The organism is Kitasatospora sp. NPDC127067 (assembly GCF_042724755.1).
Taxonomy (GTDB): domain Bacteria; phylum Actinomycetota; class Actinomycetes; order Streptomycetales; family Streptomycetaceae; genus Kitasatospora; species Kitasatospora lactacystinica.
This window is the reverse complement of the sequence record NZ_JBHXEM010000132.1, coordinates 1-22,658: the sequence shown is the minus strand read 5'-3', so window position 1 is coordinate 22,658 and position 22,658 is coordinate 1. Positions and strand designations below refer to the sequence as shown.

Annotated in this window: 21 protein-coding genes and 1 pseudogene; 8 read left to right on the top strand and 14 right to left on the bottom strand. The window is 74.2% G+C overall.

Annotated features, from left to right (window positions below; genetic code table 11):
- Window positions 1-237, top strand: a pseudogene (locus ACFWJ4_RS34590) (hypothetical protein); the annotation flags it as partial.
- A 1-nt stretch (window position 238) separates the two neighbouring features.
- Here the strand turns inward: ACFWJ4_RS34590 and ACFWJ4_RS34585 are convergent.
- The gene (locus ACFWJ4_RS34585) at window positions 239-715 is read right to left on the bottom strand and encodes a Uma2 family endonuclease (RefSeq protein ID WP_380551401.1); all 477 of its coding nucleotides are present in this window, start codon (window positions 713-715) and stop codon (window positions 239-241) included.
- A 111-nt stretch (window positions 716-826) separates the two neighbouring features.
- Here ACFWJ4_RS34585 and ACFWJ4_RS34580 point away from each other — a divergent pair, with 111 nt between their 5' ends.
- The gene (locus ACFWJ4_RS34580) at window positions 827-1,843 is read left to right on the top strand and encodes an NADP-dependent oxidoreductase (RefSeq protein ID WP_380551398.1); all 1,017 of its coding nucleotides are present in this window, start codon (window positions 827-829) and stop codon (window positions 1,841-1,843) included.
- 131 nt (window positions 1,844-1,974) lie between these two features.
- Here ACFWJ4_RS34580 and ACFWJ4_RS34575 read toward each other — a convergent pair whose 3' ends face one another.
- The 3 genes from ACFWJ4_RS34575 to ACFWJ4_RS34565 form a co-directional block, all read right to left on the bottom strand.
- Window positions 1,975-3,423: a WGR domain-containing protein gene (locus ACFWJ4_RS34575; protein ID WP_380551395.1), complete on the bottom strand. Its 1,449-nt coding sequence runs from the start codon at window positions 3,421-3,423 to the stop codon at window positions 1,975-1,977.
- A gap of 174 nt (window positions 3,424-3,597) precedes the next feature.
- A complete protein-coding gene (locus tag ACFWJ4_RS34570) occupies window positions 3,598-5,691 on the bottom strand; it encodes a hypothetical protein (RefSeq protein WP_380551392.1) in 2,094 nt (697 codons plus the stop codon).
- A 289-nt stretch (window positions 5,692-5,980) separates the two neighbouring features.
- A complete protein-coding gene (locus ACFWJ4_RS34565; protein ID WP_380551389.1) occupies window positions 5,981-7,099 on the bottom strand; it encodes a helix-turn-helix transcriptional regulator in 1,119 nt (372 codons plus the stop codon).
- A gap of 152 nt (window positions 7,100-7,251) precedes the next feature.
- On the opposite strand from ACFWJ4_RS34565, the gene ACFWJ4_RS34560 reads away from it, so the two are divergent.
- A complete protein-coding gene (locus tag ACFWJ4_RS34560; RefSeq protein ID WP_380551386.1) occupies window positions 7,252-7,650 on the top strand; it encodes a VOC family protein in 399 nt (132 codons plus the stop codon).
- Between the two features lie 146 nt (window positions 7,651-7,796).
- Here the strand turns inward: ACFWJ4_RS34560 and ACFWJ4_RS34555 are convergent, their stop codons facing one another.
- The 10 genes from ACFWJ4_RS34555 to ACFWJ4_RS34510 form a co-directional block, all read right to left on the bottom strand.
- A complete protein-coding gene (locus ACFWJ4_RS34555; protein WP_380551383.1) occupies window positions 7,797-8,414 on the bottom strand; it encodes a response regulator in 618 nt (205 codons plus the stop codon).
- Complete coding sequence (locus ACFWJ4_RS34550; RefSeq protein ID WP_380551380.1) at window positions 8,411-9,760, bottom strand: sensor histidine kinase; 1,350 nt, start codon at window positions 9,758-9,760, stop codon at window positions 8,411-8,413. Before ACFWJ4_RS34550 ends, ACFWJ4_RS34555 begins: the two co-directional genes overlap by 4 nt.
- A 16-nt stretch (window positions 9,761-9,776) precedes the next feature.
- Window positions 9,777-10,190: a hypothetical protein gene (locus tag ACFWJ4_RS34545; RefSeq protein WP_380551377.1), complete on the bottom strand. Its 414-nt coding sequence runs from the start codon at window positions 10,188-10,190 to the stop codon at window positions 9,777-9,779.
- 167 nt (window positions 10,191-10,357) lie between these two features.
- Entirely contained in the window at window positions 10,358-10,942 is a 585-nt protein-coding gene (locus tag ACFWJ4_RS34540; protein WP_380551374.1) for a GNAT family N-acetyltransferase, read from the bottom strand.
- Window positions 10,926-11,861: a class I SAM-dependent methyltransferase gene (locus ACFWJ4_RS34535; RefSeq protein ID WP_380551371.1), complete on the bottom strand. Its 936-nt coding sequence runs from the start codon at window positions 11,859-11,861 to the stop codon at window positions 10,926-10,928. Before ACFWJ4_RS34535 ends, ACFWJ4_RS34540 begins: the two co-directional genes overlap by 17 nt.
- Window positions 11,862-11,994: 133 nt before the next feature.
- Window positions 11,995-12,450: a Pycsar system effector family protein gene (locus tag ACFWJ4_RS34530; RefSeq protein ID WP_380551368.1), complete on the bottom strand. Its 456-nt coding sequence runs from the start codon at window positions 12,448-12,450 to the stop codon at window positions 11,995-11,997.
- A gap of 170 nt (window positions 12,451-12,620) precedes the next feature.
- Window positions 12,621-13,577, bottom strand: coding sequence for a hypothetical protein (locus ACFWJ4_RS34525; protein WP_380551366.1), 957 nt, complete (start codon window positions 13,575-13,577; stop codon window positions 12,621-12,623).
- Window positions 13,574-15,733 (bottom strand): hypothetical protein, encoded by a 2,160-nt coding sequence (locus ACFWJ4_RS34520; RefSeq protein ID WP_380551363.1) that lies wholly within the window; start codon window positions 15,731-15,733, stop codon window positions 13,574-13,576. Before ACFWJ4_RS34520 ends, ACFWJ4_RS34525 begins: the two co-directional genes overlap by 4 nt.
- A complete protein-coding gene (locus ACFWJ4_RS34515) occupies window positions 15,730-16,665 on the bottom strand; it encodes a hypothetical protein (RefSeq protein ID WP_380551360.1) in 936 nt (311 codons plus the stop codon). The genes ACFWJ4_RS34520 and ACFWJ4_RS34515 overlap by 4 nt, the downstream gene beginning before the upstream one ends.
- A gap of 133 nt (window positions 16,666-16,798) precedes the next feature.
- Window positions 16,799-17,491 (bottom strand): Crp/Fnr family transcriptional regulator, encoded by a 693-nt coding sequence (locus tag ACFWJ4_RS34510; protein ID WP_380551357.1) that lies wholly within the window; start codon window positions 17,489-17,491, stop codon window positions 16,799-16,801.
- Between the two features lie 438 nt (window positions 17,492-17,929).
- On the opposite strand from ACFWJ4_RS34510, the gene ACFWJ4_RS34505 reads away from it, so the two are divergent.
- The 5 genes from ACFWJ4_RS34505 to ACFWJ4_RS34485 form a co-directional block, all read left to right on the top strand.
- Window positions 17,930-19,675 carry an ATP-binding protein gene (locus tag ACFWJ4_RS34505; protein ID WP_380551354.1) on the top strand — a complete coding sequence of 582 codons (1,746 nt, stop codon included), beginning with the start codon at window positions 17,930-17,932 and terminating at the stop codon, window positions 19,673-19,675.
- A 17-nt stretch (window positions 19,676-19,692) separates the two neighbouring features.
- Window positions 19,693-20,079, top strand: a complete 387-nt coding sequence (locus tag ACFWJ4_RS34500; protein WP_380551404.1) for a roadblock/LC7 domain-containing protein — start codon at window positions 19,693-19,695, stop codon at window positions 20,077-20,079.
- A gap of 78 nt (window positions 20,080-20,157) precedes the next feature.
- Entirely contained in the window at window positions 20,158-20,520 is a 363-nt protein-coding gene (locus tag ACFWJ4_RS34495; protein WP_359898354.1) for a DUF742 domain-containing protein, read from the top strand.
- Window positions 20,501-21,118, top strand: a complete 618-nt coding sequence (locus ACFWJ4_RS34490; protein WP_380551351.1) for an ATP/GTP-binding protein — start codon at window positions 20,501-20,503, stop codon at window positions 21,116-21,118. Before ACFWJ4_RS34495 ends, ACFWJ4_RS34490 begins: the two co-directional genes overlap by 20 nt.
- Before the next feature lie 69 nt (window positions 21,119-21,187).
- Window positions 21,188-22,658, top strand: a 1,471-nt coding sequence (locus ACFWJ4_RS34485) for a cytochrome P450 (protein ID WP_380551348.1), incomplete at its 3' end; no start/stop codon positions are given.

Genomic DNA, 22,658 nt, shown 5'->3' with positions numbered 1-22,658 from the left:
GTCCTCCTCGTCACCGCGGCCGCGCTCCGGGCCTCCGCCGACCTCGAACTCGCCGGCCGGCCCCGGGCCGAGCACCTCTGGGCCCAGGCCTGGTACTGCGCCCGCTGCGGCACCGCCCACTTCCCGCCCACCACCGGCGTGCCCACCGGCGTGCCGACGGCCGCACTCAGCCTCCCGGAGTTCCGCCGCGTCGTCTGGACGGCCGGCGGATACGGCCACCTCGCGGACCGGTACTGACTCAGAACTCGCTGGTGTCGAGGTCGAGTTCGAACGGCTCGGGCAGTCGCACCGGCACCCCGAACGGGTGCGGCCCGTCGACCCGGGTCCAGCCGAGCGCGCCGGGTTGGGAGAACAGCGTGCAGGCCCGCTCCTGCCGGTCCACCAGAAGGTAGAGCGGCGCACCGAACCGGGCGCAGCGCCGGCGCTTCACCGTCCGGTCGGTGTCGGCGCTGGAAGACTCGGTCGCCTCGACCACCAGCAGCGTCCGGTCGGGCGTCAACGCCCCGCCGTGTACGGCCAGTTCGGTCGGCACGACGGCCAGGTCCGGCACGTAGCGGTCCGCCGTGCCCGGCAGGGCCAGATCGCCGGAACCGGAGCACAGGCCGCTCGGCCGCAGGGCCGGGGCGAGCTGCTGCCGGAGCAGGTCGACGGTGCTCTGGTGCGCCCAGGAGTGCGTCACCGGGACGGTGGCCCCCTCGATGATCTCGGTCTCCACGCGGCGAAGCCTAGTCGGTCTCCACCGATGCCCCGCTCTGGCCAATTGAACAAGCGCTTGCTTAGAATCGGGCGCGTTCAGCCGTCGAGCCCGAGCGCCCCTGGAGACGTCATGGCCGGAGCCACCGGAGTCAACCGTCAGATCCGCCTTGCCGGTCGGCCGGTCGGGGAGGTGCGTCCGGAGGACTGGGCGCACGGGGAGGAGGCGGTGCCGGACCCGGGCGAGGGCGAGTTCCTCGGGCGGACGCGGTACGTGTCGCTGGATCCGGCGATGCGGGGATGGCTGGACGACCGCCCGTCGTACCTGCCGCCGGTGGGACTGGGCGAGGTGATGCGGGCCGGCTCGGTGGTGGAGGTCGTGGCGTCGAACCACCCGGGGTTCCGGGTCGGGGACCACGTGGTCGGGGCCTTCGGGGTGCAGGAGTACGCGGTCTCGGACGGGAAGGGCGCGCTCACGGTCGATCCCGCGCTCGCGCCGCTGTCGACGTACCTGGGCGCCCTCGGGATCCCCGGGATGACGGCGTACTTCGGGCTGCTGGAGGTCGGGGCGCTCAAGGAGGGCGAGACCGTCGTCGTCTCCGGCGCCGCCGGGGCGGTCGGCAGCCTGGTCGGCCAGATCGCCAAGCTGAAGGGCTGCCGGGTGGTGGGCATCGCCGGCGGCCCGGAGAAGTGCGCGCTGCTCACCGGCGAGCTGGGCTTCGACGCCGCGATCGACTACCGCGCCGAGGACGTCCGCAAGGCCCTGCGCACCCACGCCCCGGACGGCATCGACGTCTACTTCGACAACGTCGGCGGCCCCGTCCTGGACGCCGCGCTGACCCGCCTGGCGATGCACGCCCGGGTGGTGGTCTGCGGCGCCATCAGCCAGTACAACAACGAGGGCGCCGTGCAGGGCCCGTCCAACTACCTGTCCCTGCTGGTACGGCGGGCCCGGATGGAGGGCTTCGTGGTGTTCGACTACGCCCGCCGGTACCCGGAGGCCGCCGCCGAGCTCGCCGGCTGGATCGCGGAGGGCCGGATCAAGGTCAAGGAGCAGGTGGTGGAGGGCACCGTGGACGACTTCCCGGAGACCTTCGGGATGCTCTTCCGGGGCGAGAACACCGGCAAGCTGGTGCTGCGGCTCGTCTGACGCACGGACTCCCCGGGCGGCCGTCACCCCCGTACGGCCGCCCGGGGTCCCGCTCACGGGGCCCGACCCCGGGGGCCCGGGCCCCTGGGGTCGGACACGGGGAGCCCGGGGCCGGACACGGAAGCCCGAGGTCAGAGCAGGCGCTTGATCTCGCCGCGCGCCCGGTAGAAGCCGCCCGAGGCGGACTCCCGTACCTCGGCGACCAGGTAGCGGGCCCCGGCGATCCGGATGTCCTTGGGGAACTGCACCCGCCACGACGGGTCGTAGCCCTGCGAGACCACCCGCATCCGCAGCCGGACGCCGTCCTGGACGCACTCGACCTCGACCTCGCCGCCGGTCCGGGCGGTGACCACCTCGACCGTCTCCGGCCCGGCGCCGGCCAGCACCGGCTCCCAGCCCGCGCCCTTGATCTCGGCGGTCTCCGGCAGCGTGCCGTCCTCCGCCGCCCGCACCGCCTGCTCGCCGGCGTCCAGGCAGGCCAGCGAGCCGTCGGTGGTCACCAGGTAGAGCCGCCCCGCCCGGTACTGCATGCTGTACGCCGAGCCGCAGCCGGTGGCGAGCTTCCACAGCCGGGTGCCGTCGGCGGCGAAGCAGTACACCGATGAGTGGTTGTCCCCGGCGAAGACGTACTCGCCGTCCGGGGAGGCCGCGCAGGAGAAGACGGCGGCGTCGCAGCGGTAGGCGGCCACCTCGGCGCCGTCCGACTTGCGCAGCCGGTGCACCCAGCCGCGGCCGGTGCCGGCGAACACCTCGTCGGCCTCCTGCCAGCCGAACAGCACCTCGCCGTTGGTCGGGGTGTGCCACCGCTGGTCGCCGCTGCGGTTGTCGTAGCGGGCGACGCCGCGCGAGTGGCCGTGGTAGACGCCGTCGGCGTCGCACCGCACCATCCAGCCGGACCGGCCGTCGGCCCGGCGGCGCCACTGGAACTCGTCCTCGTGGTCCACCGTCGTGAGCCCGCCGCGCTCGTCGGCGACGCCGAGCACGCCGTCGTGGATGTCGAGCCAGAAGATGTCCACGTCCTGGGCGATCTCGTACGCCACCCGCGGGACCTTGCCTCCCAGGTCGTACACCTTGCCGTCGTCGCAGCCGGCGTAGATCCACCAGTCGTCGGCGACGATGCACTTGACGCCGTCCGGCAGGCCGTAGCGGGCCGTCACCTCGCCGTCGTGGGTGAGGGTGTAGACGTCGCCGCGCTCGTTGCCGACCCAGGCGTGCTCCTCGCCGACGAAGATCCCGAAGGCGGGCGAGCCGGAGCGGAAGCGCCACAGCAGCGGCGCCTGACGGGCGGTCGAGCGGCTGCTGACGATCTGCCGCCTGGTCACCGCCCGGCGCTGGCGCACGCCCCGGACGGCCGGGGCGTAGCCCTTGCGGACCTTCTCGCCGATCTTCTTGGCCGCCGACGCGGCCGCCTTCTCCGGGCTCGGGAACGTCGTCGACTTGCTCTGCCCGGGCTCGCCTATCCGCCCGTAGCGCACCGTCACCACCTGCCCGGCGAGCCGCACTTCGTAGAACTTGTGCGCGCTCCCCTGGTCCTCGGACAGTTCGAGGTACGTGACCTGCTCTTCCACGGCGACGGACACGACGGAGTCCCCTTTCGGGCAACGGAGATGGGGGTCGGTTCGGGACCGGCCCGCCGACACCTCCCAAGCTACGGCCTGGCACTGACAGTCGGCTCCGGCCGGCCCCGGCTCAGCGCAGCTCGGCTCAGCGCAGCTCGGCTCAGCACAGCTCGACCCGGCACAGCGCAGCCCGGCTCAGCGCAGCTCGGCCAGGAGGGCGCGCAGCCGTTCGTCCTCGCGGACGATGTCGTACGCGAGGCCGGAGGTGACGATCCGGCCGTCGCGCTCGACGAGCTCGCCGACGTACGGGAGAAGGCCGCTGTCCCGGGCGGCGGCGCCCAGCGCGTGCAGCGCCTCGCAGCCGCCCGTGACGTCGGCGCCCGTCTCGACCGCGTGGAGCGCGGCCCGGGCGAGGCGGCCGAGGTCGACGGTGTCCGGGTCCGCGATGTCGAGCAGGGCGTGAGCGGCGCCGGCGGCCTTCTCCGGGTCGTCGAGCAGCGCTTCCAGCCGGGGAATCAGGTCCCGGCCGGCCGCCCCGAGGGACGCGGCCGCGCGCAGTGCGCCGACCACCGTCCAACGGGCCCACAGCCGGCTCCCGGCGGTGCGGTCGAGGACGGACGCCAGGATCCGGACGGCCTCCTCGGCGTCGCCGTCGATCTGCCAGACGGCGCGGGCCGTCGCGACGTCGGCGTCCAGCTGCGGGGCGGTCGGCTCCGGGTCCTCGCTGACCGCGGCGAGCAGGGCCGGGAGCAGCCCGGCGGCGGCCGGGCCCAGGTCGGCGGCCGCCCGGGCCGCCTCGGCCCGCTCGCGCGAGGCCGCCAGCCGTTCGGTGACGGCGGCGAGCAGGACGTCGGGTTCGCCGGTGACGTCGTAGTGGGCGCGGGCCGCCTGGAGCTGTCCCGCCTCCGCCCGCAGCGCCTCGGCGGCCCGCGCGCGCGCCTCGGGCGGGCCGCCGGCGACGACGGCCGCGACGGCGGAGGCGGCGTACGGGAAGCGGGGCAGCACCGCGCACAGCTCGGGCACGCCGGCGACGGCCCGCGGGCCCCACCGCCGCAGCAGGTGGACCAGGTCGGCGGTCTCGTTGGTGCCGAGCCCCTCGACGGCCAGCCGGGCGCGCACGGCGGCGAGCAGCTCCGGGTCGAAGGGGAAGGCCGGGGCCCGCGAGTCACCCGCGGCGTTGCGGGCGCGCGGGCGGCGCTCCAGGTCGCGGGCCAGCAGCGGGGCGGCCTGCCGGGGGGCGATCCGGACCAGCGCCGCGAGGGCCTCGTCGGCCACCTCGTCGTCCGGCCCCTCGTCCGGCCGGTCGGCGAGTCCGACGAGTACGGGCGCGGCCTCGGCGGCGAGCGGGCCGAGCTTGGCCAGCAGGCTCGCCGCGGTGTCCTGGGCGGCGAGCGGGGCGACGGCCGGGATCAGCCGGGACGGGGCGCCGCGCGAGACGTAGCAGGCGTGGTCGGCCGCCCACAGGGCCTCGGCCTGCACCTCGGGGCGCGGATCGCGCAGGGCGGCCTCCAGCAGGTCGAGGGCCGCCTCGCGGTCGGCGTCGGTGTCGCGCTCCAGCAGGGTGTCGACGACCGTGTACAGCAGCTCCTCCTGGTCGAGGCTGTAGCGGTCGACGGTGAGCTCGCGGGCGGGCAGCAGGCCGAGCACGGCCGCGTGGTGGACGGCCCCCCAGCGCTCCTCGTTCCGCAGGCAGACCAGGACCGCGGCCAGCCGCAGCGGCACCGGGGTCTCCTCGCCGAGCAGCACCCGGGCCTCCCCGGCCGCCGCGCTCAGGTCCACCCGGCCGAGGGAGACGAGCAGTTCGGCGGCCACCTCCGGATCCTGCTCCGCCGCCCAGCGCTCCCCCAGGGCGGCCGGCGCGGCCGCCCCGTCCCGGGTGTGGCCGACGGCCCAGGCGGCGGTCAGCCGGACGGTCTCGTCCGGGTCGGCCAACAGCGGCAGCAGGAGCGGCAGTTGGGCAACCACGGCAGCCCGGACCGCGCCCTCGGGGACCTGCCACTCGTCCTCGCTCTCGGCCAGCCCGCCCAGCAGGCACAGCACGTCCACCGTCCGGATCCCGGCGGCGGCGATCCGGGCCAGGTACGGCACGGCGTCCACGCTGGCCGAGTACACGGTGCCCTGGTGGAGAATGCTCCCGTACAGCTCGGAGACCGCCTCCTCGGCCGCGCCGTCGTCGCCCTCGGCGAGCGCGCGCAGCAGGTCGGGCAGGTCCTCCGCGCAGCCGTAGGCGTGCGAGACGGTGGCCCAGGGGTGGTCGTCGAGCCCGGCGAGGGCGGTGGTGAGGTCCATGGCCGCGATCCTGGCAGGCGGGACCGACAACGCCGCCGGGCGGGGAATACCGCAGTGACGGGGGCGACGCCGCTGTCGGTGCGCCCCGGGTCCGGACGACCCCCGGCCAGTCAGTGCCCGAGCCGCGACCACGGGAACCCGAGTATCAGCATCAATGTCAGTGCCCCGCGCTACGCTCCCGGCACCCTGAGGAAACACCGGGGCCCGCTCCCTCGAATTCGCCTACGGGGAGCGGGCCCCGGACTTCGCCGGGGCCTCCCCGGCGGTCCGGGCAGACGCCGCGGTTCCGTCAGGTCCGGCGGGCGTGCGAGGCGAGGCGGTCGGCGAGGGCCGTGACGAGGCCTCGCAGCTCCTCGGGCCGTTCGATCACGAAGGGACGGTCGATCGCGGCGAGCACCGGAGGCAGCCAGTCGAGTCGCTCCGCCCGGAGCTCGACGCGCAGCCAGCGCTCGGACCTCCGGTCGGCGTCCGGCTCCGGCTCCGGCTCCGGCCGCGGTTCGGGTTCGGGGTCGGCGTCGGGTTCGGGTTCGGGTTCGGGTTCGGGTTCGGGTTCGGGTTCGGGTTCGGGTTCGGGTTCGGGTTCGGGTTCGGGTTCGACCAGGATCGCGACGCTCTCCGGTAGGTGGCGGCGGATCCACTCGGGCGTCGCGCGGATCCGCAGCGTCACCTCGTGCCGGTAGTCGGCCGTGGCCAGGCCCGACACGACGCGCTCGGCCGGGTCCGGTCCGGTCGGTGCCTCGAAGGAGCCGGGCAGGGCCCTCGCCTCCGTGACCCGGTCCAGCCGGAGGGTCCGGTCCTGGCCGATCCCCGCGTCCACGCCGGTGACGTACCACCGGCCCGCGTGGGCGACGATCCCGTACGGATGCAGCGTGCGCTCGCTGGGCCGGCCGTTGCGGTCGGTGTACCGGACCGCGACCGGCCGTCGATGGCGCACCGCGTCGGCGAGGGTGAGCAGGACCCCGGTGTCCGGTGCGGCGGTCTCGTCGGGCCGGCCTGTGGTCCCGAGCGGCCGGTCCGTGAAGGAGAGCGACTCCAGGAGCGTGTCGAGCCGGCCGGCCAGGTGCCCGGGCAGCACCCGCCGGATCTTGGCCGCCGCGGTCTCTCCCGCGGTGCGTTCGGCCGTCGCCAGGCCGGCCCTGGGGCCGGTGAGCAGGCCGAGCAGCACCGCCAGGGCCTCGTCGTCCCCGAGCATGAGCGGGGGCAGGCGGTGTCCGGGTGAGAGCCGGTAGCCGCCGTACCGGCCGCGTACGGACTCCACCGGCACGTCGAGGTCGACCAGGTGGTCCACGTAGCGCCGCACGGTTCGGCCGTCCACGCCGAGCCGGTCGGCGAGCTCGGCCACCGTGCGGGTGCCGCCCGACTGCAGCAGTTCGAGCAGGGTCAGCACGCGGCCGGTGGGTCGGGACATGGCGAAAGTCTAGGACGAATAGGGGACCGATTCTGTCCACTATTCCTCCTAGTCTGCCGAACGCACGACCGGATGACCGGACGACCGCACGACCGCGGCCGCTTCCGCTTCCGCTTCCGCTTCCGTTCAGGCATGACCGAGGAGAACACCCCATGGACTTCGTTTCGATCCGCATCATCACCGGCGACGTCGCCCGACTGGTCGACTTCTACGAAAGCGCCCTGGCGGTCCGGGCGCAGTGGGCCACCGAGGACTTCGCCGAACTCCGGACGGCGGGCGCGACCCTCGCGATCGCCGGGGTCCGCACCGTACCGCTGTTCGCCCCCGGCTCCGCCCGGCCGGCGGCCAATCAGAGCGTGATCACCGAGTTCCTCGTCGACGACGTGGACCGGGTCCACCGCAGCCTGGCCGGGTTCGTCACGGACTTCGTCAACGAGCCCACCACGATGCCCTGGGGCAACCGCTCGCTGCTGTTCCGCGACCCCGACGGCAACCTCGTCAACTTCTTCACCCCCGTCACCCCGGCGGCCGTCGCGAAGTTCGCCCGCTGATCGGACGCCCCGCGTCCCGCCCGCCTCCACCGGGTGGGCGGCACCACGGCCGCGTCCGTGCCGTCGCGGCCGTCGCACTTCGACGGCCGGAGAGAGCCGGAGTTAGCCGGAGCCCGGCGGCCGGGTGCTGCCCGCCGGGACAGCGGTCAGAGCCAGCCGCGCTCGTCGGCGACCCGCAGGGCCTCGCTGCGGTTGCGGGTGCCGGTCTTGGCGATGGCCGACGAGGAGTAGTTGCGAACCGTCCCCTCGGACAGGTACAGCTTGGCGGCGATCTCGGCCACCCCGGCGCCCGAACGGGAGGCGTTCAGCACGTCGCGCTCCCGGGCGGTGAGCGGGGAGGCGCCCGCCGCGAGGGTGGCGGCGGCCAGTTCCGGGTCCACCACCCGCTCCCCCGACGCGACCCGGCGGATCGCGTCGGCCAGCACCTCCGCCGGGGCGTCCTTGACCACGAAGCCGAGCGCGCCCGCCTCCATGGCCCGGCGCAGGTAGCCGGCGCGGCCGAAGGTGGTGAGGATGACGACCCGGCACCACGGCGCCTGCTGGGCCAGCACGGCGGCGGCCGCCAGGCCGTCCAGCCCGGGCATCTCGATGTCGAGCAGGGCGACGTCCGGCCGGTGCTCCCGCGCCGCCTCCGCGACCTGGTCGCCGCGGCCGACGGCGGCGACCACGGCGAAGTCGTCCTCCAGGCCGAGCAGGGTGCACAGCGCGGTGCGGACCAGCTCCTGGTCCTCGGCGAGCAGCAGGCGGATCGGGCGGATCGTCATGTCGTCCCTTCGTGGCCGGGGTCGGGCCCGGCGGCGTCCGGCCCGGCGGATTCGGGTCCGGCGGGGCCCGGACCGCCCGGCGGGACGGTGACCAGCAGCCGCCACCCGCGCGGGTCGAGCGGGCCGGCCTCGACCGTACCGCCCACCGCGGCGACGCGTTCCCGCAGCCCCGTCAGGCCCTTGCCGTCGCCCGCACCGCTGTTGCCCCGGCCGTCGCCCGTACCGCCCGTACCGCCTGCACCCCCCGGCCCTCCCGGTCCGCTCCGGGCGGCGGCGGCCCCGTCGTCGCGGATCTCCACCGAGGTGGCGGTGAGCAGCACCGAGCAGCGCTCGGCCCGGGCGTGCCGGACCACGTTGGTGATCCCCTCGCGCAGCACCCAGCCGAACAGCTCGCGCTCCCCCGGCGCGACCGCGTCCGCCGCCGTCGGCAGGTCGGCCACCACCCCGGCGGCGCGCAGCAGTTCACGGCCGCGGGCGATCTCGCCGGCCAGCGTCACCTCGCGGTAGCCGCTGACGGCGGCGCGGACGTCGGACAGCGCCTGGCGGGACAGCGTCTCCACCGCCGCCATCTCCGCCACCGCCAGGTCCAGGTCCTTGCCCGCGAGCCGCTGGGCGAGGCGGGACTTGACGGTGATCGCGGTGAGCGAGTGCCCCAGCAGGTCGTGCAGGTCCCGGGCGATCCGGTTGCGCTCGGCCTCCGAGGCGAGCCGTGCCACCTCGGCCCGGGCGGCGACCAGGGCGTCGTTGGTGGCGGCGATCCCGGCGAAGGCACCGCAGGTGAGCGAGGTGAACAGCAGGGCCAGGGCCTGGAATCCGCCCGGACCGGTGTGCCAGGGGCGCACCGCCCAGGGCACCACCAGCGCGGCCAGCGTGCCGGCCGCCACCACCCGGGCGGCGTGCTCACGCCACTGGATCGCCACCGCGGAGACGACCACGGTGGCGAGGAAGAAGGCGTCCTCGTGGGCGAACGGCAGCGCGGCCAGGAACAGTGCCGTCATCATCGCCAGCAGTGACACCGTCCAGCGCCGCCGGCCCAGCCCGAGGGCGAGGGCCAGCAGCGCGTAGCAGAGGCAGAACGCGACGACCACGGCGTACCCGGCCACCGCGGCCGCCCCGGAGACGGTGCCGCCGACGGCGACGGCGGTGAGCGCGGGGAACACCATCATCCCGCTGGCCAGCAGCGGGCGCCGCCAGCCGTGGCCCCAGTGCTGGACGGGGCCCGGTGCGGCCCCCGGGCCGGGGGCCGCGGTCGTGCGGTCCGTGCCTGCGCGGTCCATGCCTGCGCGGTCGCGGTCTCCCGCGCGGTCGCGCTCGCGGTCGTCGCCCGCGCGGTCGAGGCCGGTCACCCTCGTGTCCCCCTCCTCAGAGCCTGGCGAACAGGCTACGCAGGTGCCGTCCGTTGACCACCGCGGCCACACCCAGCAGGGCGAGCCCGCAGACGCCCTGCTCGACTTTCATCCACACCGGGAAGGTCCCCGGCAGGGCGATGATCGTGGCGATGGCGACCAGCATGACGGCCGAGAGGATCCGCAGCCGCCGGAACGCGCCCCGGGAGCCGTTGGCGGCCCGGACGGTCAGCAGGAGGGTGAGGGCGGCGCTGGCCACGACGATGGTGCCGCGGACCAGCACCGGCGCGTTGACCATCGTGTGGTGGTCACGGAGGGCGACGGCGGCCGCCAGTGTGACGACGCTGAGGCCGAGGTAGGCGAGCACGAGTCGCCGGACGGTACGGAAGGCCCGACGGGTTTCGGGGTGCTGCAGGTCGGTGGGGTTCATGGCATCCATGCTGGTCGTGGACCTGTTTCCGGGGGCAGTGTGTTCGCACACCGGCGCACCGTGACAATTGTCAGCGGGCCGCCGCCGACGAGCCGTTGACGACGGACCGTCGCAGCCCGACCGTCGTCGGCCGAGCGTTCCAGGCCGACCGCTGTCGGCAGCCCCTGTCAGCGCCCGGCCGCCTCCGCCCGGTCCCCGTCCAGCAGACGCACCATGTGCAGCTTCGCGACCGCCCGCCCGTCGACCAGGACGGCCCTCGGCTCGCGCCCCCACACCTCGAAGCCGCAGGCGGTGTAGAGCCGCAGGGCGGGCTCGTTGCCCTCCGAGACGGTCAGCAGCACCTGCCGCAGCCGCCCGTCCCGCGCCGCTGTGCGCAGCACCTCCCGCACCAGGGCGCGGCCGATCCCCCGCCCGGCGGCGCTGCGGGCCACCGCCATGCCGTACAGGGTGCCCTTGTGCCGCTCCTGACCGCGCTGCGGCACCTTCAGCCCGGCGGTGCCGACCAGCGTGCCGGTGTCGTCGAAGGCGCCGATCAGCGCGTCCGGCCCGGCCTCGGCCCCGGCCAGCCGGTGCAGCGTCTCCGACAGTGGCCTGCCGGCCTCCTCGGCGTGGCTGGAGGTGAAGGCGCTCGGCGTCCCGCGCAGCGCCGCCAGCCGGAAGGCCCGGTACGGTTCGGCATCCGCGACGCCCAGCCGGCGCAGCACCACGAGCCGCGCCGCGTCACGCCGACCGTGCTCAGCCGAGACGGACACGGGTGCACCTCGTCACGTACGGCAGGGCGATCTCCTCGCGGCCGGCCAGGTCCGGGTGGGTGGCCAGCAGCTGCTCGACGTCGGCCAGCAGGCGCACCCGCTGGTCCTCCGGCAGCGCGATCACATAGCTGCGCGAGGCGACCATGTCGACGATCCCGGCCCGGGTGGTGACGTGCTCCCAGCCGATCTCCAGCCGCTCGGGCGCACCGAACGGCGCCGGGAGGACCGGCCTGGTGTCGATCCGCGGCGGCGACGCGCGGTGCATCAGCACGCCCAGGGCGGCCGCCCAGGGTTCGGACTCGTCCCGGACGTTCCACACCAGCGCGAGCGTGCCGCCGGGGGCGAGCACCCGGGCGATCTCCGGCACCGCGACCGCCGGGTCGAACCAATGCCAGGCCTGCGCCACCACCACGGCGTCCACGCTGCCGTCCGGCAGCGGGATGTGCTCGGCCGAGCCCGCCCGGACGGCCGCCTTCGGCACCGTCGCGGCCAGCCGCGCCCGCATCCCCTCGTCGGGCTCGACCGCCACCACGTCCAGGCCCGCGTCGACCAGCAGATCGGTCAACTTGCCCGTCCCGGCGCCCAGATCGAGCACCCGGCGGGCCTCCCGCGGCACCGCCGAGCCGATCAGCGCCCGCGGATAGCCCGGCCGGCCGTGCTGGTACGCGTCCACCGCCACCCCGAACGACCGTGCCCGCAGCCGTCCGGCCCACCGCCTGGTCGCGCCCTGCCGCGTCATTCCGCAGGCCCGCCCGATCTCCTCCCAGGTCGCCTCCCGCCCGCGCCGCAGCTCTTCCACCAGCTCGGTCCGCCGCTCCTCCAGCGCCTCGATCACCCCCGACAGCCGCCGCAGCCCTTCCACCCCACCGCCACCGGCCACATCCTCCGCCACCCGCCGACCAAGATCGCCCGTCTCCATGGCCCGGCACTGTACGGACCCGAGCCGGAGACCGTCAACCATCATTGCCCTGTCGCGCAACATCCGTTGCCTCCGACCGTGCCACCGGCCCCCGGCCGTGGTGGTGCGGCCGGGGCCCGTCAGCGGCCCGCCGTCACAGCGGCCGGAGCGTGAGCACGAACTGGGGCAGCGCCAGCAGGAGCAGGACGGTGCCCGCCTCGATCCAGCGGTACTTCGCGCGGATGATCGCACTGGTACCGGCCAGCGCCGAGAGCAGCGGGCCCGCCGGATCGTGCCCGGCCCGTTCGAAGGCCCGACGCAGCCGATCCGGGCCCGCACCCGGGGCGATGTGCTCGAAGTACCCCGGACCGGCCACGGCACCCCGCCGCCCCTTGCGATGACGGGGAACCAGCGCGGAGGCGAAACAGCCGACCGCCAGCACGGCGCTGGCCACCGCACTCCACCGCAGGAGCGGAACCGTCCACGCCAGGGAGCCGGAACCGGCGCCACCCTCCAAGGGGACGAAGGTGGCGAGCACCGCACCGGTGAAGGCCAGGAAGACGGCGGCCTTGGTGTCGGCCCGGACGAGCTCCGCGCTGTTGGCCGCCATCAGGCGCTCCATCGCCGACACCGAGGACGGGGTGGTCACCGCTATCGGCGCGACGGCCCGGCGGGACCGTCGAACGGCCGGCCGCCGAGGGTTTCCGGCGACGGACCGCCTGCGGGGCGCACGGCGCACCGGCTCGCGGCGCACCGGTTCGTGGCGCACGCCTGCCGGGGTCATCGCGGCGCCCCGTTCGGGACGCCGTTCGGGACGCCGCCCGCCCAACCGTTGACGTGGGTGTGGAGCTTGGTGAAGCCCGGACCCGGCCCTCCGGGCTGCGGGGCAGGCCCGGGGACCTGCCGCCCGAGGGCGACCAGACGGTCCCGCAGGATCCTGGACAGCTCCTCCTGCTCCTGCTCCGTCAGCCTGCCCAGCATGAGGGCCATCCTGTCCTGCCAGGTGCTCTCTCCCCGGAGCAGGTCGGAGTGGCCGACCACCCAGTCCAGGACATCGCGCACCTCGTCCGGCTTCCTGGCGAGCCAGAGGGCCGCGAGGGCGACCGGACCGTCCTGCACCTGGCGCCGGCAGAACGCGTACTCCTCCTGGCTCTTGACCGTCCAGTCGAAGGGCACGTCCATCGCGTCCGGCTCCCCGAGGCGCAGTTCGTTGCCGTGCTCCCGCGTGGAGACATCGGTGACGCGGTAACCGAGCCCGTAGTGGGGCAGCACGTACGGCGCCGCCAGGTACTGGACCAGCTCCTCGGGGCCCAGCCTGGTGCCCGCGGCCGCGAACTGCTCCCTGAGCTGGTACAGGCGCCCGTCGAGGTCCTTGCGCACCGGCAGCCATCCCAGGCTGGTCCGGGTCTGCACGGCCCGTGCGGCGTCGTGGACCCACCAGAGGACGTGGACCTCCAGCGAGGCCGTGCCGAACGAGGTGGGAAGGCGAACATCCCGAGTGCCCGGCCGCTCGTTGAGGTCGACCAGGTACGCCTGGTCGAATCCGCGCAGTCCCAGCCGAGCGGCGACCCCGCCCCCCGGGTTCGGACGGCCCTTCCCCAGCTGGTGGTACACCCCGTGGCGATCCCCCAGGACCAGGGCTCGGTCGCGCCGCCCGGACCAGCGGTGCCGGAGGATCTCCCGCCAAGGAGCGCGGGTGGCCTGGGTGTAGACGGGCGGGTCGGTGTCGAGGGTCATCGGGGGCCTCCGAAGGCAGGAGCGGAGCGGTGGGGCTGCGGCTCGCCGCGCCGCCAGGCCTCCAGGGCACGGTGGGCGATGTCGCGGCCCGCCAGGTCGGGGTCGTCGCTGCGGTCGATCTCGACCATCAGCCTCAGCTCGCCGGGCCGCATGTCCTCGGCGAGCGCCGCGAGCAGCGTCTCCACGGCGGCCCGGAGGGGTTCGTCCCAGACCGCCCGACGGCACCAGCCGAGAAGCCTCGTGCGCGAGCGATCGAAGAAGATCTCGTCATTGAGGCAGTGCCGGACGAACGCCATCACGGGCTCGCCGAACTCGCCCTGGAGGAGCAGCTGTTGCTGGAACCACGAAGGGTCTCGAAGCAGGTCGAGGAAGGCCGTGTGCGCGAGCGCGGCGTCACGGTCGGACCGGTCCGCCCACTCCACGAGCTTGCGGAACACCGCCGTCTGGTTTCCGCCGTGGAAGAGGCTCCACAGGGCCCCGCGCACCCTCACGGCGACGATGTGCTCGCGCTCGTCCTCCCCGCGGTAGCAGCGCCGGAGCAGTGCGAGCGCGAATTCCGGCCGGGCCGCTCCGAAGTCTCCACCGCAGGCACCGGCCGCGGTCGAGCGGAGCTGCCAACCGCCGCTGTAGCTCCAGCTGTCGAGGCGGTGCTTCACCTCGCCGACGAGAATCGGGTCCTGGGCCGCGATCCCCAGCGCGTACGCGGCGATGCTCTGGCTCTGCGTGTGCTCGGACTTGGCCAACTTGCGGATGTGACGCAATGCCTGACGGCCACCGCTCCAACCCGTGGCGAGCCCCACCACCCGCCCCATGGGCTCGGCCAGGTCGGACTCGGAATCGGAATCGGACACCTTGTCGATCCACTCGGTCAGCAGTCCCGGCACGTCCCCGTACTGCCGCCACACGTGTCGCAGCACCGTCTCCGCCTGACGGTGCCGCTTGAAGCAGATCGGCTCCACCGTGTAGGTGTAGGTCGACGTCCGCAGGGTCCCACCGGGCGCGTACTCTGCCCGGACGGTCGCCAGCAGTTCGTCCAGCGAGCGCCGGAGAACGAACCTCGGGTTCGGCCGGGGCACCTGGCCGTCACCGTCCGCGTTCGGCCGCACGACCGCGTCCAGGCGACCGTCGGCCAGCTTGAGCAATCGGTCGGTCTCGTCCAGGACGATCCGGTGGTCCAGGCCCTCCAGGACACTCGTCACCAGCAGGAACGCCAGCGCGTCCGGGTCCTCGCGGAGCTCCTTCAGGAGGTCCGGGACCTCCGTCTCCGCGAGGAAACTGAGCCGCTGGCCGAGGTCGGCCAGTTCAGGATCGTCCTCGCGCGCCCGCGTCACCTCGTTTACGAGCTCGACGACCTGGGCCGGCACCAGTTGGGGCGCCAGCAACTTGTCGAGGTCCGGCCCCAACCGGTCCAGCCGGTCCCGGCGTCGCCCCTCGTCCGGCAGTACCGCCTCCAGCCGTGCGTCGAAGACCGCACGCGGTGCCGGGGGCGCATAGGCCACCGGGCTGATGTCCATCTCGCGGATGAGACGGCGGAGCACGCCCGGGTCGTGCGGCAGCAGCACCACCATGCAGGCGTCGGCCGTCTCCAGCCGGGCGCGCAGCTTGGCGACAGCCGTGGGGCCGAGCTGGACTGCGGGCGACAGGCCGTGCACCAGGTACCCGCGCGCCTCGCTGTGGGTGGGCCGCCAGGACGACAGGTCCGAGTCGCTGTCGAGCGCGCGCAGGGCCATGGTGTCCCCGCCGCCCTCGAACAGCAGGTTGAGCGCAGTGGTGCGGCGTCCGGTACCGGGGTCACCGGCGAGGAAGAGCAGGCGGGTGCCGAGCGCACTCAGCCCCTCGGCGAAGCAGTCCGGCTGCGCGAAACCGGTCCGTGCGGCCAGGATCTCCATCGACGAGATGGGGCCGTCCTGTGCTTCGACCCGTTCGCCGCCGCCCGGGGCGGCCCCGACGCCGCCGTTCTCGACGCGCTGGTCCCCGTGCACCGAACCGGTGTTGATGTTGCCACCCGGCGCGAAGATGAAATGCGGGCGGTCCCCTCCCCGGGAGGCGAACCGGTCCGCCAGGTCGTCGATCCCGAAGTCGGCGTCGAAGTCGGGATCGAAGTCGTCCACCGCGCCCGGCGGCCCCTCGATGGCCGGGCGTTCGTCGGGGCTCACCGGTGCTGCCCGTTCTTGTCGCCGTGGATGGTGTCACCGCTCTTGTTGCCCCGGACGAAGTCGCCGCCGAAGCCCCCGTACGAGTCGCCGCCCGCGTTGGTGACGCTCTGACCGCCGTACACCGTGCCGCTGTTCAGGTTGCTGCCGTCGCCCCGCTGCGTCACGACCGTCCTGGGCGCCCGGCGCCCCTCCGCCGGCCGGTCCGGCTTCCGGCCGTCCCGTCCCTGCTGCTCCTCCACCACGGCGTCGCCGAGGATCCTGCGGTCGTACAGGTTCCCGGACGGCGAGGGCACGTAGAGCCACGCCTGCTGGTCGAAGCGCTTGCCCTCGACGGTCGCCGGCACCTCGATGAAGTGGTCGGGGTGGCGCCCGGTGTAGCCGCTCGCAACCGCGTCCTGGTAGCAACGGTCGGACAGGATGGCAGCGACGTGGGTGATGCTCTCGTTGGAGGCGGCGAGCATGGCCTTCACCGGGCGGGAGTCGAGCAGCCGGTGAGTGTCGTTGCGCGGGGTGCCGTTGCCGTCGAACTCGCCGCCGGTGTCCGGCAGCGGGCCGATGTTGAGGCTGACCCGCAGCCGGATCCGCACCGTCCCGACCGAGTGCACGTTGAACTCGGTGAGCACCTCCTGGAGGGTGTTCAGCCAGGGGTGGACGAGGAAGGGCATCCAGGCCGGGTCGAAGCCGAACACATATCCGTCGCCGGTCGAGTTGGGGAACCTCCGGTCCTGCCAGACGTCGCCCAGCCCGGCCCGCTCGAAGGACCACTGGAGTACCTGCGGCACCGACCTGCTGATCACGCCGTGCTCGATCGCCGGGTATCCGGTGAAGTCCTTGGCGTCCACGGCGACGATGCCCCGGTACGGCGGGAGGTGCCGGCTGCGGCTGTACGGCAGGGCGCTGGCCTCGGGCATCGGCTGGTCGAACTCCGTCATTCTCTGCTCCTTGTGGTTCCCGTGCTGACCTTGCGCCACCAAGCTTCGCGAGGTCGCGTGGCGCGGTGTGCTCACTCGGTGCGGAAAACGAGTGACGGAGGTCACATCGGTGGAGAGGTGAGGTGGCGGCTCGTCAGTCGCGCAGGGATGCGGCCGCCCGGCGGAGGGCGGGGAGGTCGTCGAGGGCGATGGACTTGCGGCCGGCCTCGACGCGGTGGGCGGCCAGGGACACCAGGGCCGCGGTGACGGTGTTGCGGGAGACGCCGAGGTGTTGGGCCAGTTCGTCCCGGGTCAGGGCGAGTTCGATGCGGCGACCGGCCGTCGGCACCGGTCCTGCGGAGAGGTCGGCCAGGTCGACCAGGGCGGCCGCCAGCCGGGGTACGACGTCGCCGCCGGTCCGGGCCAGGTCGGACTCCCGCAGCCGGCTCATGGCGTAGCGGACCAGCACGGGAAATAGCCCGTGCTCGGCGACGAAGCGCAGGAAGGCCGTCTTGGTGACGACCGCGACCGTGCAGTCCGAGATCGCCTGGACGCTGGCCGAGCGGACGCCGTCGTCCAGGACGGCCACTTCCCCGAGGAGTTCGCCGGGGCCGCGGAACGCCAGGAGTCGGACGTCCCCGTTGCGTTCCCGTCGGCTCACCTTGGCCACTCCGGCCAGCAGCGCGAGGACGTGGGTGCCCGGTTCGCCCTGGCGCAGCAGGGTGGTGCCGATGGGGTGCCGGCGCTCGAACGCCTCCGCCAGCATGCCCGTCCAGACGGCGTCGCCCATGAGGTGGCGCAGGGTCCGGCCGAGCGGATCCGCTGCTCGGCTGTCGTGATCGTCCATGCGACGACCCTAGGAGAAGTGGTGCACCGCGGGCCGGGGAATCGGGACGTCGCGGTGCGGCTCGCCAGGCCCGGCCGTGAATCCCCTTCCGGGTGATTGCCACCCGCCCGGTTGACCCGGTTCGCCGCGCTTAGCACGAACTCCGCGCGAGGTGACGGGACTTGGCGAGGAAACCCTCCGCATGAGCGAATCCGGAGCGGGTCGGCGGCGCGCGGGCGGCGGGGCGAGAAGCCTGGTGGGAGGGCGGTGGCCGCTCCGGGTTGCGACTGGTGTGCGAGATGTCGGTGTTGTCCGGCTGGATACGACAAGTCGGTTGCGGGACGGTATTTTTGACTTTCGGTCAGGATGTCCTGAACTTGGCTATGCTGCACCACCACGCCTGCGGAGCCGATCCCCCGCCTGTCCCCCTTTGCTGTTCCGATCGTTTGAGGATGCTGAATGCTTCGAGCTGGATCGTCACTCGCCAGACGGCGCCAAGCGCCCCTGCTCGGCTGGTTGTTGCCGACGGCCGTGATGGCGGTGGCCGTGGCGGTCGCCGCGGCGGTGGTGTCCGCCGGGGCCCGGGCCGGGGTGCTGTGGTGCGGGGCGACGGGCACCGTGCTGGTGGCCGTGGTGGCCGCCGAGTCGGCACGCCGCGGGCGGGCGCTGAGTGAGTCGCGCGACCGGCACGCCCGGCAGGTGGAGGAGTTCCAACGCCGGCTGGCCGGTCAGGAGGACGAGCTGGACCGGCTCGCCCGGGGCGAGATGCGCCGGATCGTCGCCGGGGCCCGCTACGGGTACTCCTTCGACGTCCTGACCCGCCCGCTGGAGGAGAGCGACGCCCCCGTGTCGCCGCGGTTCCGCCGCTCCCTGGTGGCCGTCGCCGAGGCCGTCGCCAAGGCCGTCGACGACGAGGTCAGCCGGCGCGACTCGGCCGAGCGGGCCTTCGTCAACATCGCCCGCCGGGTGCAGGCCATCATCCACCGGCAGGCCAAGGACCTGCGGGAGATGGAGGACCGGCACGGCAACGACCCTGCGGTCTTCGACGACCTGCTGCGCCTGGACCACGGCAACGCGCTGACCGGCCGCCTGGCCGACAGCATCGCGGTCCTGTCGGGCGCCCGCCCCGGCCGGCAGTGGACCCGGCCGATCGCGCTCTACAGCGTGCTGCGCGGCGGCATGTCCCGGATCCTGGAGTACCAGCGGGTGGACCTGCACCCGGTGGCGCAGATCTCCGTCACCGGACCGGCCGTCGAGCCGCTGATCCACGCCGTCTCCGAGCTGCTCGACAACGCCACCCGCTACTCGCCGCCGCACACCCACGTGCACCTGAGCGCCTCCGAGGTGCAGAGCGGGATGGCGATCGAGATCGAGGACGGCGGCCTCGGCCTCACCGACGAGGCCCGGTTCCGCGCCGAGCGCTCGATCCGCGAGGCGATGGTCTCCAAGGACTTCGACGACCTCACCGAGTCGCCCCGGCTGGGCTTCGCCATCGTCGGCCGGCTCTGCCAGGCGTACGGCTTCCAGATCTCGCTGCGCCGCTCCGCGTACGGCGGCGTGCGGGCGGTGCTGGTCGTGCCGCAGGAACTGCTCACCACCGCGCCGCCGACCGGGCGGGCGCACGGCATCGGCGCCTTCTCCGGCCCCCGTCCGCTCCCGGCGAACCCGCCCCGGCACGCGGCCCCGGGCCGTCCCTGGGGCACCCGGACGACCTCGGCCGGCGTCGGGCCGTCCTACGGTTCGACCAACCCGTGGGGGCCTTCCGGCCCGGGCGCCGGGGACGACGAGGTGATCGTGACCGAGTGGACGCCCAACGGCCTTCCGCAGCGCCGGCGCAGCCGCCCGATGATGCCCCGGGGCTTCGGCGGGGCCGCGCGCGCCACCGCGCAGCCCGCCGGGCCGATGGCGCAGCCCACCGGACCGGTGGCTGGGCCGCCGGCCCGGGCGACGGGCCCAGCCAAGGAGCCGAAGCAGCCGGGCCTGTGGCTGGAGGCGTTCATGGACGGCATCAAGGGCACCGGGCCGGGCCCGTCCGGCCCTGCGGGTGCCGGACCCGCCACCGACGGCGGGCGCACCACCGACGCCGGACGCACCACGGGCCCCGGACGGACGGACCCCGGGTGGGCGGGTGCCGGACAGGCGGGTGCCGGACACACCAGCGCCGCGCACACCAGTGAAGACACGGCAGGGAAGGGCGAGCAGTGATTCCGCACCGCAACAACATGGACTGGATCCTCAACGACCTCGCGGACAGCGTCCCGTGCGTGCGCCACGTCATCGTGCTGTCCGCCGACGGCCTGCGGATCGCCCAGTACGGCACCGACCCGGACACCGCCGACCGCCTCGCCGCCGCCTGCGCCGGGCTGCAGAGCCTGGCCGGCGCGATCGGCCACGAGTTCCCGCACGGCGACGGCTCGATGCGGCTGGTGGTGATCGAGGTGGACGGCGGCTACTTCTACCTGATGGCGGCCGGTGACCGCGCCTACCTCGCGGTGCTCGCCGACGAGGGCGTGGACGCCGGGCTGGTGAGCCACCAGATGCGCGACCTGGTCGCCCGGATCGGCGAGCACCTGTCCACCCCGCCGCGCAATCCCGAGGCGGTCGCGTGAACCGGCACCCGGCCCGGCCTGCCGCGGCGGGCTCCGGCGGCGGGACGGGCACATGAACGAGCACAGCGAGGCGGTGGCATGACGGCCGAGAAGGGTGGCTGGGACGGCCCCGAGCCCGACCGGCTGTACGTCATCACCCGGGGCCGCAGCGGCCCCTCCGGACCGGGGGTATTCGACCTGGTCACCCTGATCGTCTCCCGTGCGGAGCCGACCCCCGCCCACCAGCCGGAGCAGGCCGCCATCCTGCGGCTGTGCCGGTCCCCGCTCTCGGTGGCGGAGGTCTCCGCCTACCTGGAGCTGCCCGTCAGCGTGGTCATCGTCCTGCTGGCGGACCTGCTCGACGACGGGCTGATCGAGGCCCGCAGTTCCGCCGTGCCCGCGGCGGAGCTTCCCGACCGTGCCCTGTTGGAGGCGGTGATCCATGGACTTCAGCGGCTCTGACACGGTGGTCGGGCCGGCCGGTTCGGACCTGCTGCCGGACACCGTCACCATGGCGGTCAAGGTGGTGGTGGTCGGCGGCTTCGGTGTCGGCAAGACGACGCTGGTCGGGGCGGTCAGCGAGATCCGCCCGCTGACCACCGAGGAGACCATGACCCAGGCCGGGGTCGGGGTGGACGACCCGACCGGGGTCGAGCAGAAGACCTCCACCACCGTGGCCATGGACTTCGGCCGGATCAGCATCAGCGACCGGCTCGTGCTCTACGTCTTCGGCACCCCCGGCCAGGAGCGGTTCTGGTTCCTCTGGAACGGCCTGTTCGAGGGCGCCCTGGGCGCGGTGGTGCTGGTGGACACCCGCCGGCTGGAGGTCAGCTTCGAGGTGATCGGGCGTCTGGAGGAGCGCGGCGTGCCCTTCGTGGTGGCCGTCAACGGCTTCCCGGAGGCGCCGCCCGTCCCGCTCGACGAGGTCCGGGACGCGCTGGACCTGCCGCCCGAGGTGCCGATCGTCGCGTGCGACGCGCGCAGCCGGGAGTCCAGCCGGGACACCCTGATGACCCTGATGCACTACCTGTACGAGCTGGCCGCCCCGTCCACCGGCTGAGCCGACGGTCCGTCCGCAACACCCCCACCGACCGCCCGTCACCGAACCCACCCGCGACCGGAGACCCCCGTGACCACCCCGTTCCCCGAACCCGCCACCCCCGCCGGCCCCGCGTCGCCCGCCGCCCCGCCGCCCGGCTGCCCGGCCCACGCGGGCGGCGGCATCGCCCCGACCGGCCCCGGCGGCCTGCGCCGCCTGTACGGGCCGGAGGCCGAGACCGACCCGGCGGGCCTGTACGAGAAGCTGCGCGCCGAGTACGGCGAGGTGGCCCCGGTGCTGCTGCACGGCGACCACCGGGCCTGGCTGGTGCTCGGCCACGGCGCCAACATCGCCGCGATGCGCACGCCCTCGCTGTTCTCCCGGGACTCGCGCCTGTGGAGCGCCTTCCGCAACAACGAGGTCCCGCCGGACTCGCCGCTGCTGCCGGTGGTCGCCTGGCAGCCGATCTGCGTGTTCGCGGACGGCGACGAGCACCGCCGGCTGCGCGGCGCGCTGCTGGACGGCCTGAACGGCTTCGACCGGCGCGGCATCCGCCGTCATGTCCGCCGTTTCACCACCGACCTGGTCCAGGTGGTCGGGCCGACCGGCCGGGCCGAACTGATCTCCCAGTTCGCCGAGCACCTGCCGATGCTGGTGATGACCAAACTGCTCGGCATGCCGGACGAGTACGGGCCGCAGCTGGTGACCGCCGCCCGGGACCTGATGAAGGGCACCGAGACGGCGATCGCCAGCAACGAGTACGTGGTCGCCGGTCTGCGCCGGACCATCGCCCTCAAGCGCGAAAGCCCCGGTGACGACCTGACCAGCCGCCTGCTGGCGCACCCGGCCGGGCTGACCGAGGACGAGGTGATGGAGCACCTGCGGGTGGTGCTGCTGGCCGCGAACGAGACCACCGTCAACCTGATCGCCGACTCGTTGAAGATGGTGCTCACCGACCCGCGGTTCCGCGCCCACCTCTCCGGCGGCCAGATGACCCTGGGCGAGGCGCTCGACCAGGTGCTCTGGGACTCCCCGCCGATGTCCCTGGTGGCCGGCCGCTGGGCGACCGCCGACACCGAGCTGGGCGGTCAGCAGATCGGTGCCGGGGACCTGCTGCTGCTCGGGCTCGCGGCGGGCAACGTGGACCCGGTGGTCCGGCCCGACCTGGCGGCCCCGCTGTACGGCAACCGCTCCCACCTGTCCTTCGGCGCCGGCCCGCACGAGTGCCCCGGCCAGGACATCGGGCGGCATGTCGCCGAGGCCGGGATCGACATCCTGCTCACCCTGCTGCCGGACGTCCGGCTCGCGGTGGCCGAGGAGGAGCTGACCTGGAGTTCGGCCTGGATCTCCCGTCATCTGACGGCGCTGCCGGTGGAGTTCACCGCCCGCGACATCGAGCCGGACCCGCTCTCGGTGGCGGAGGCCGAGGAGGCGGAGGCGGAGCAGGCGAAGGCCGGGACCCAGCAGGCGGAGCAGGGCGGGTCAGCGGTGACCCAGACCGACTCCCGGTACGGCGAGCCCGGCATCGCGTCCACCAGCCCTGACGCTGAAACACATCTGA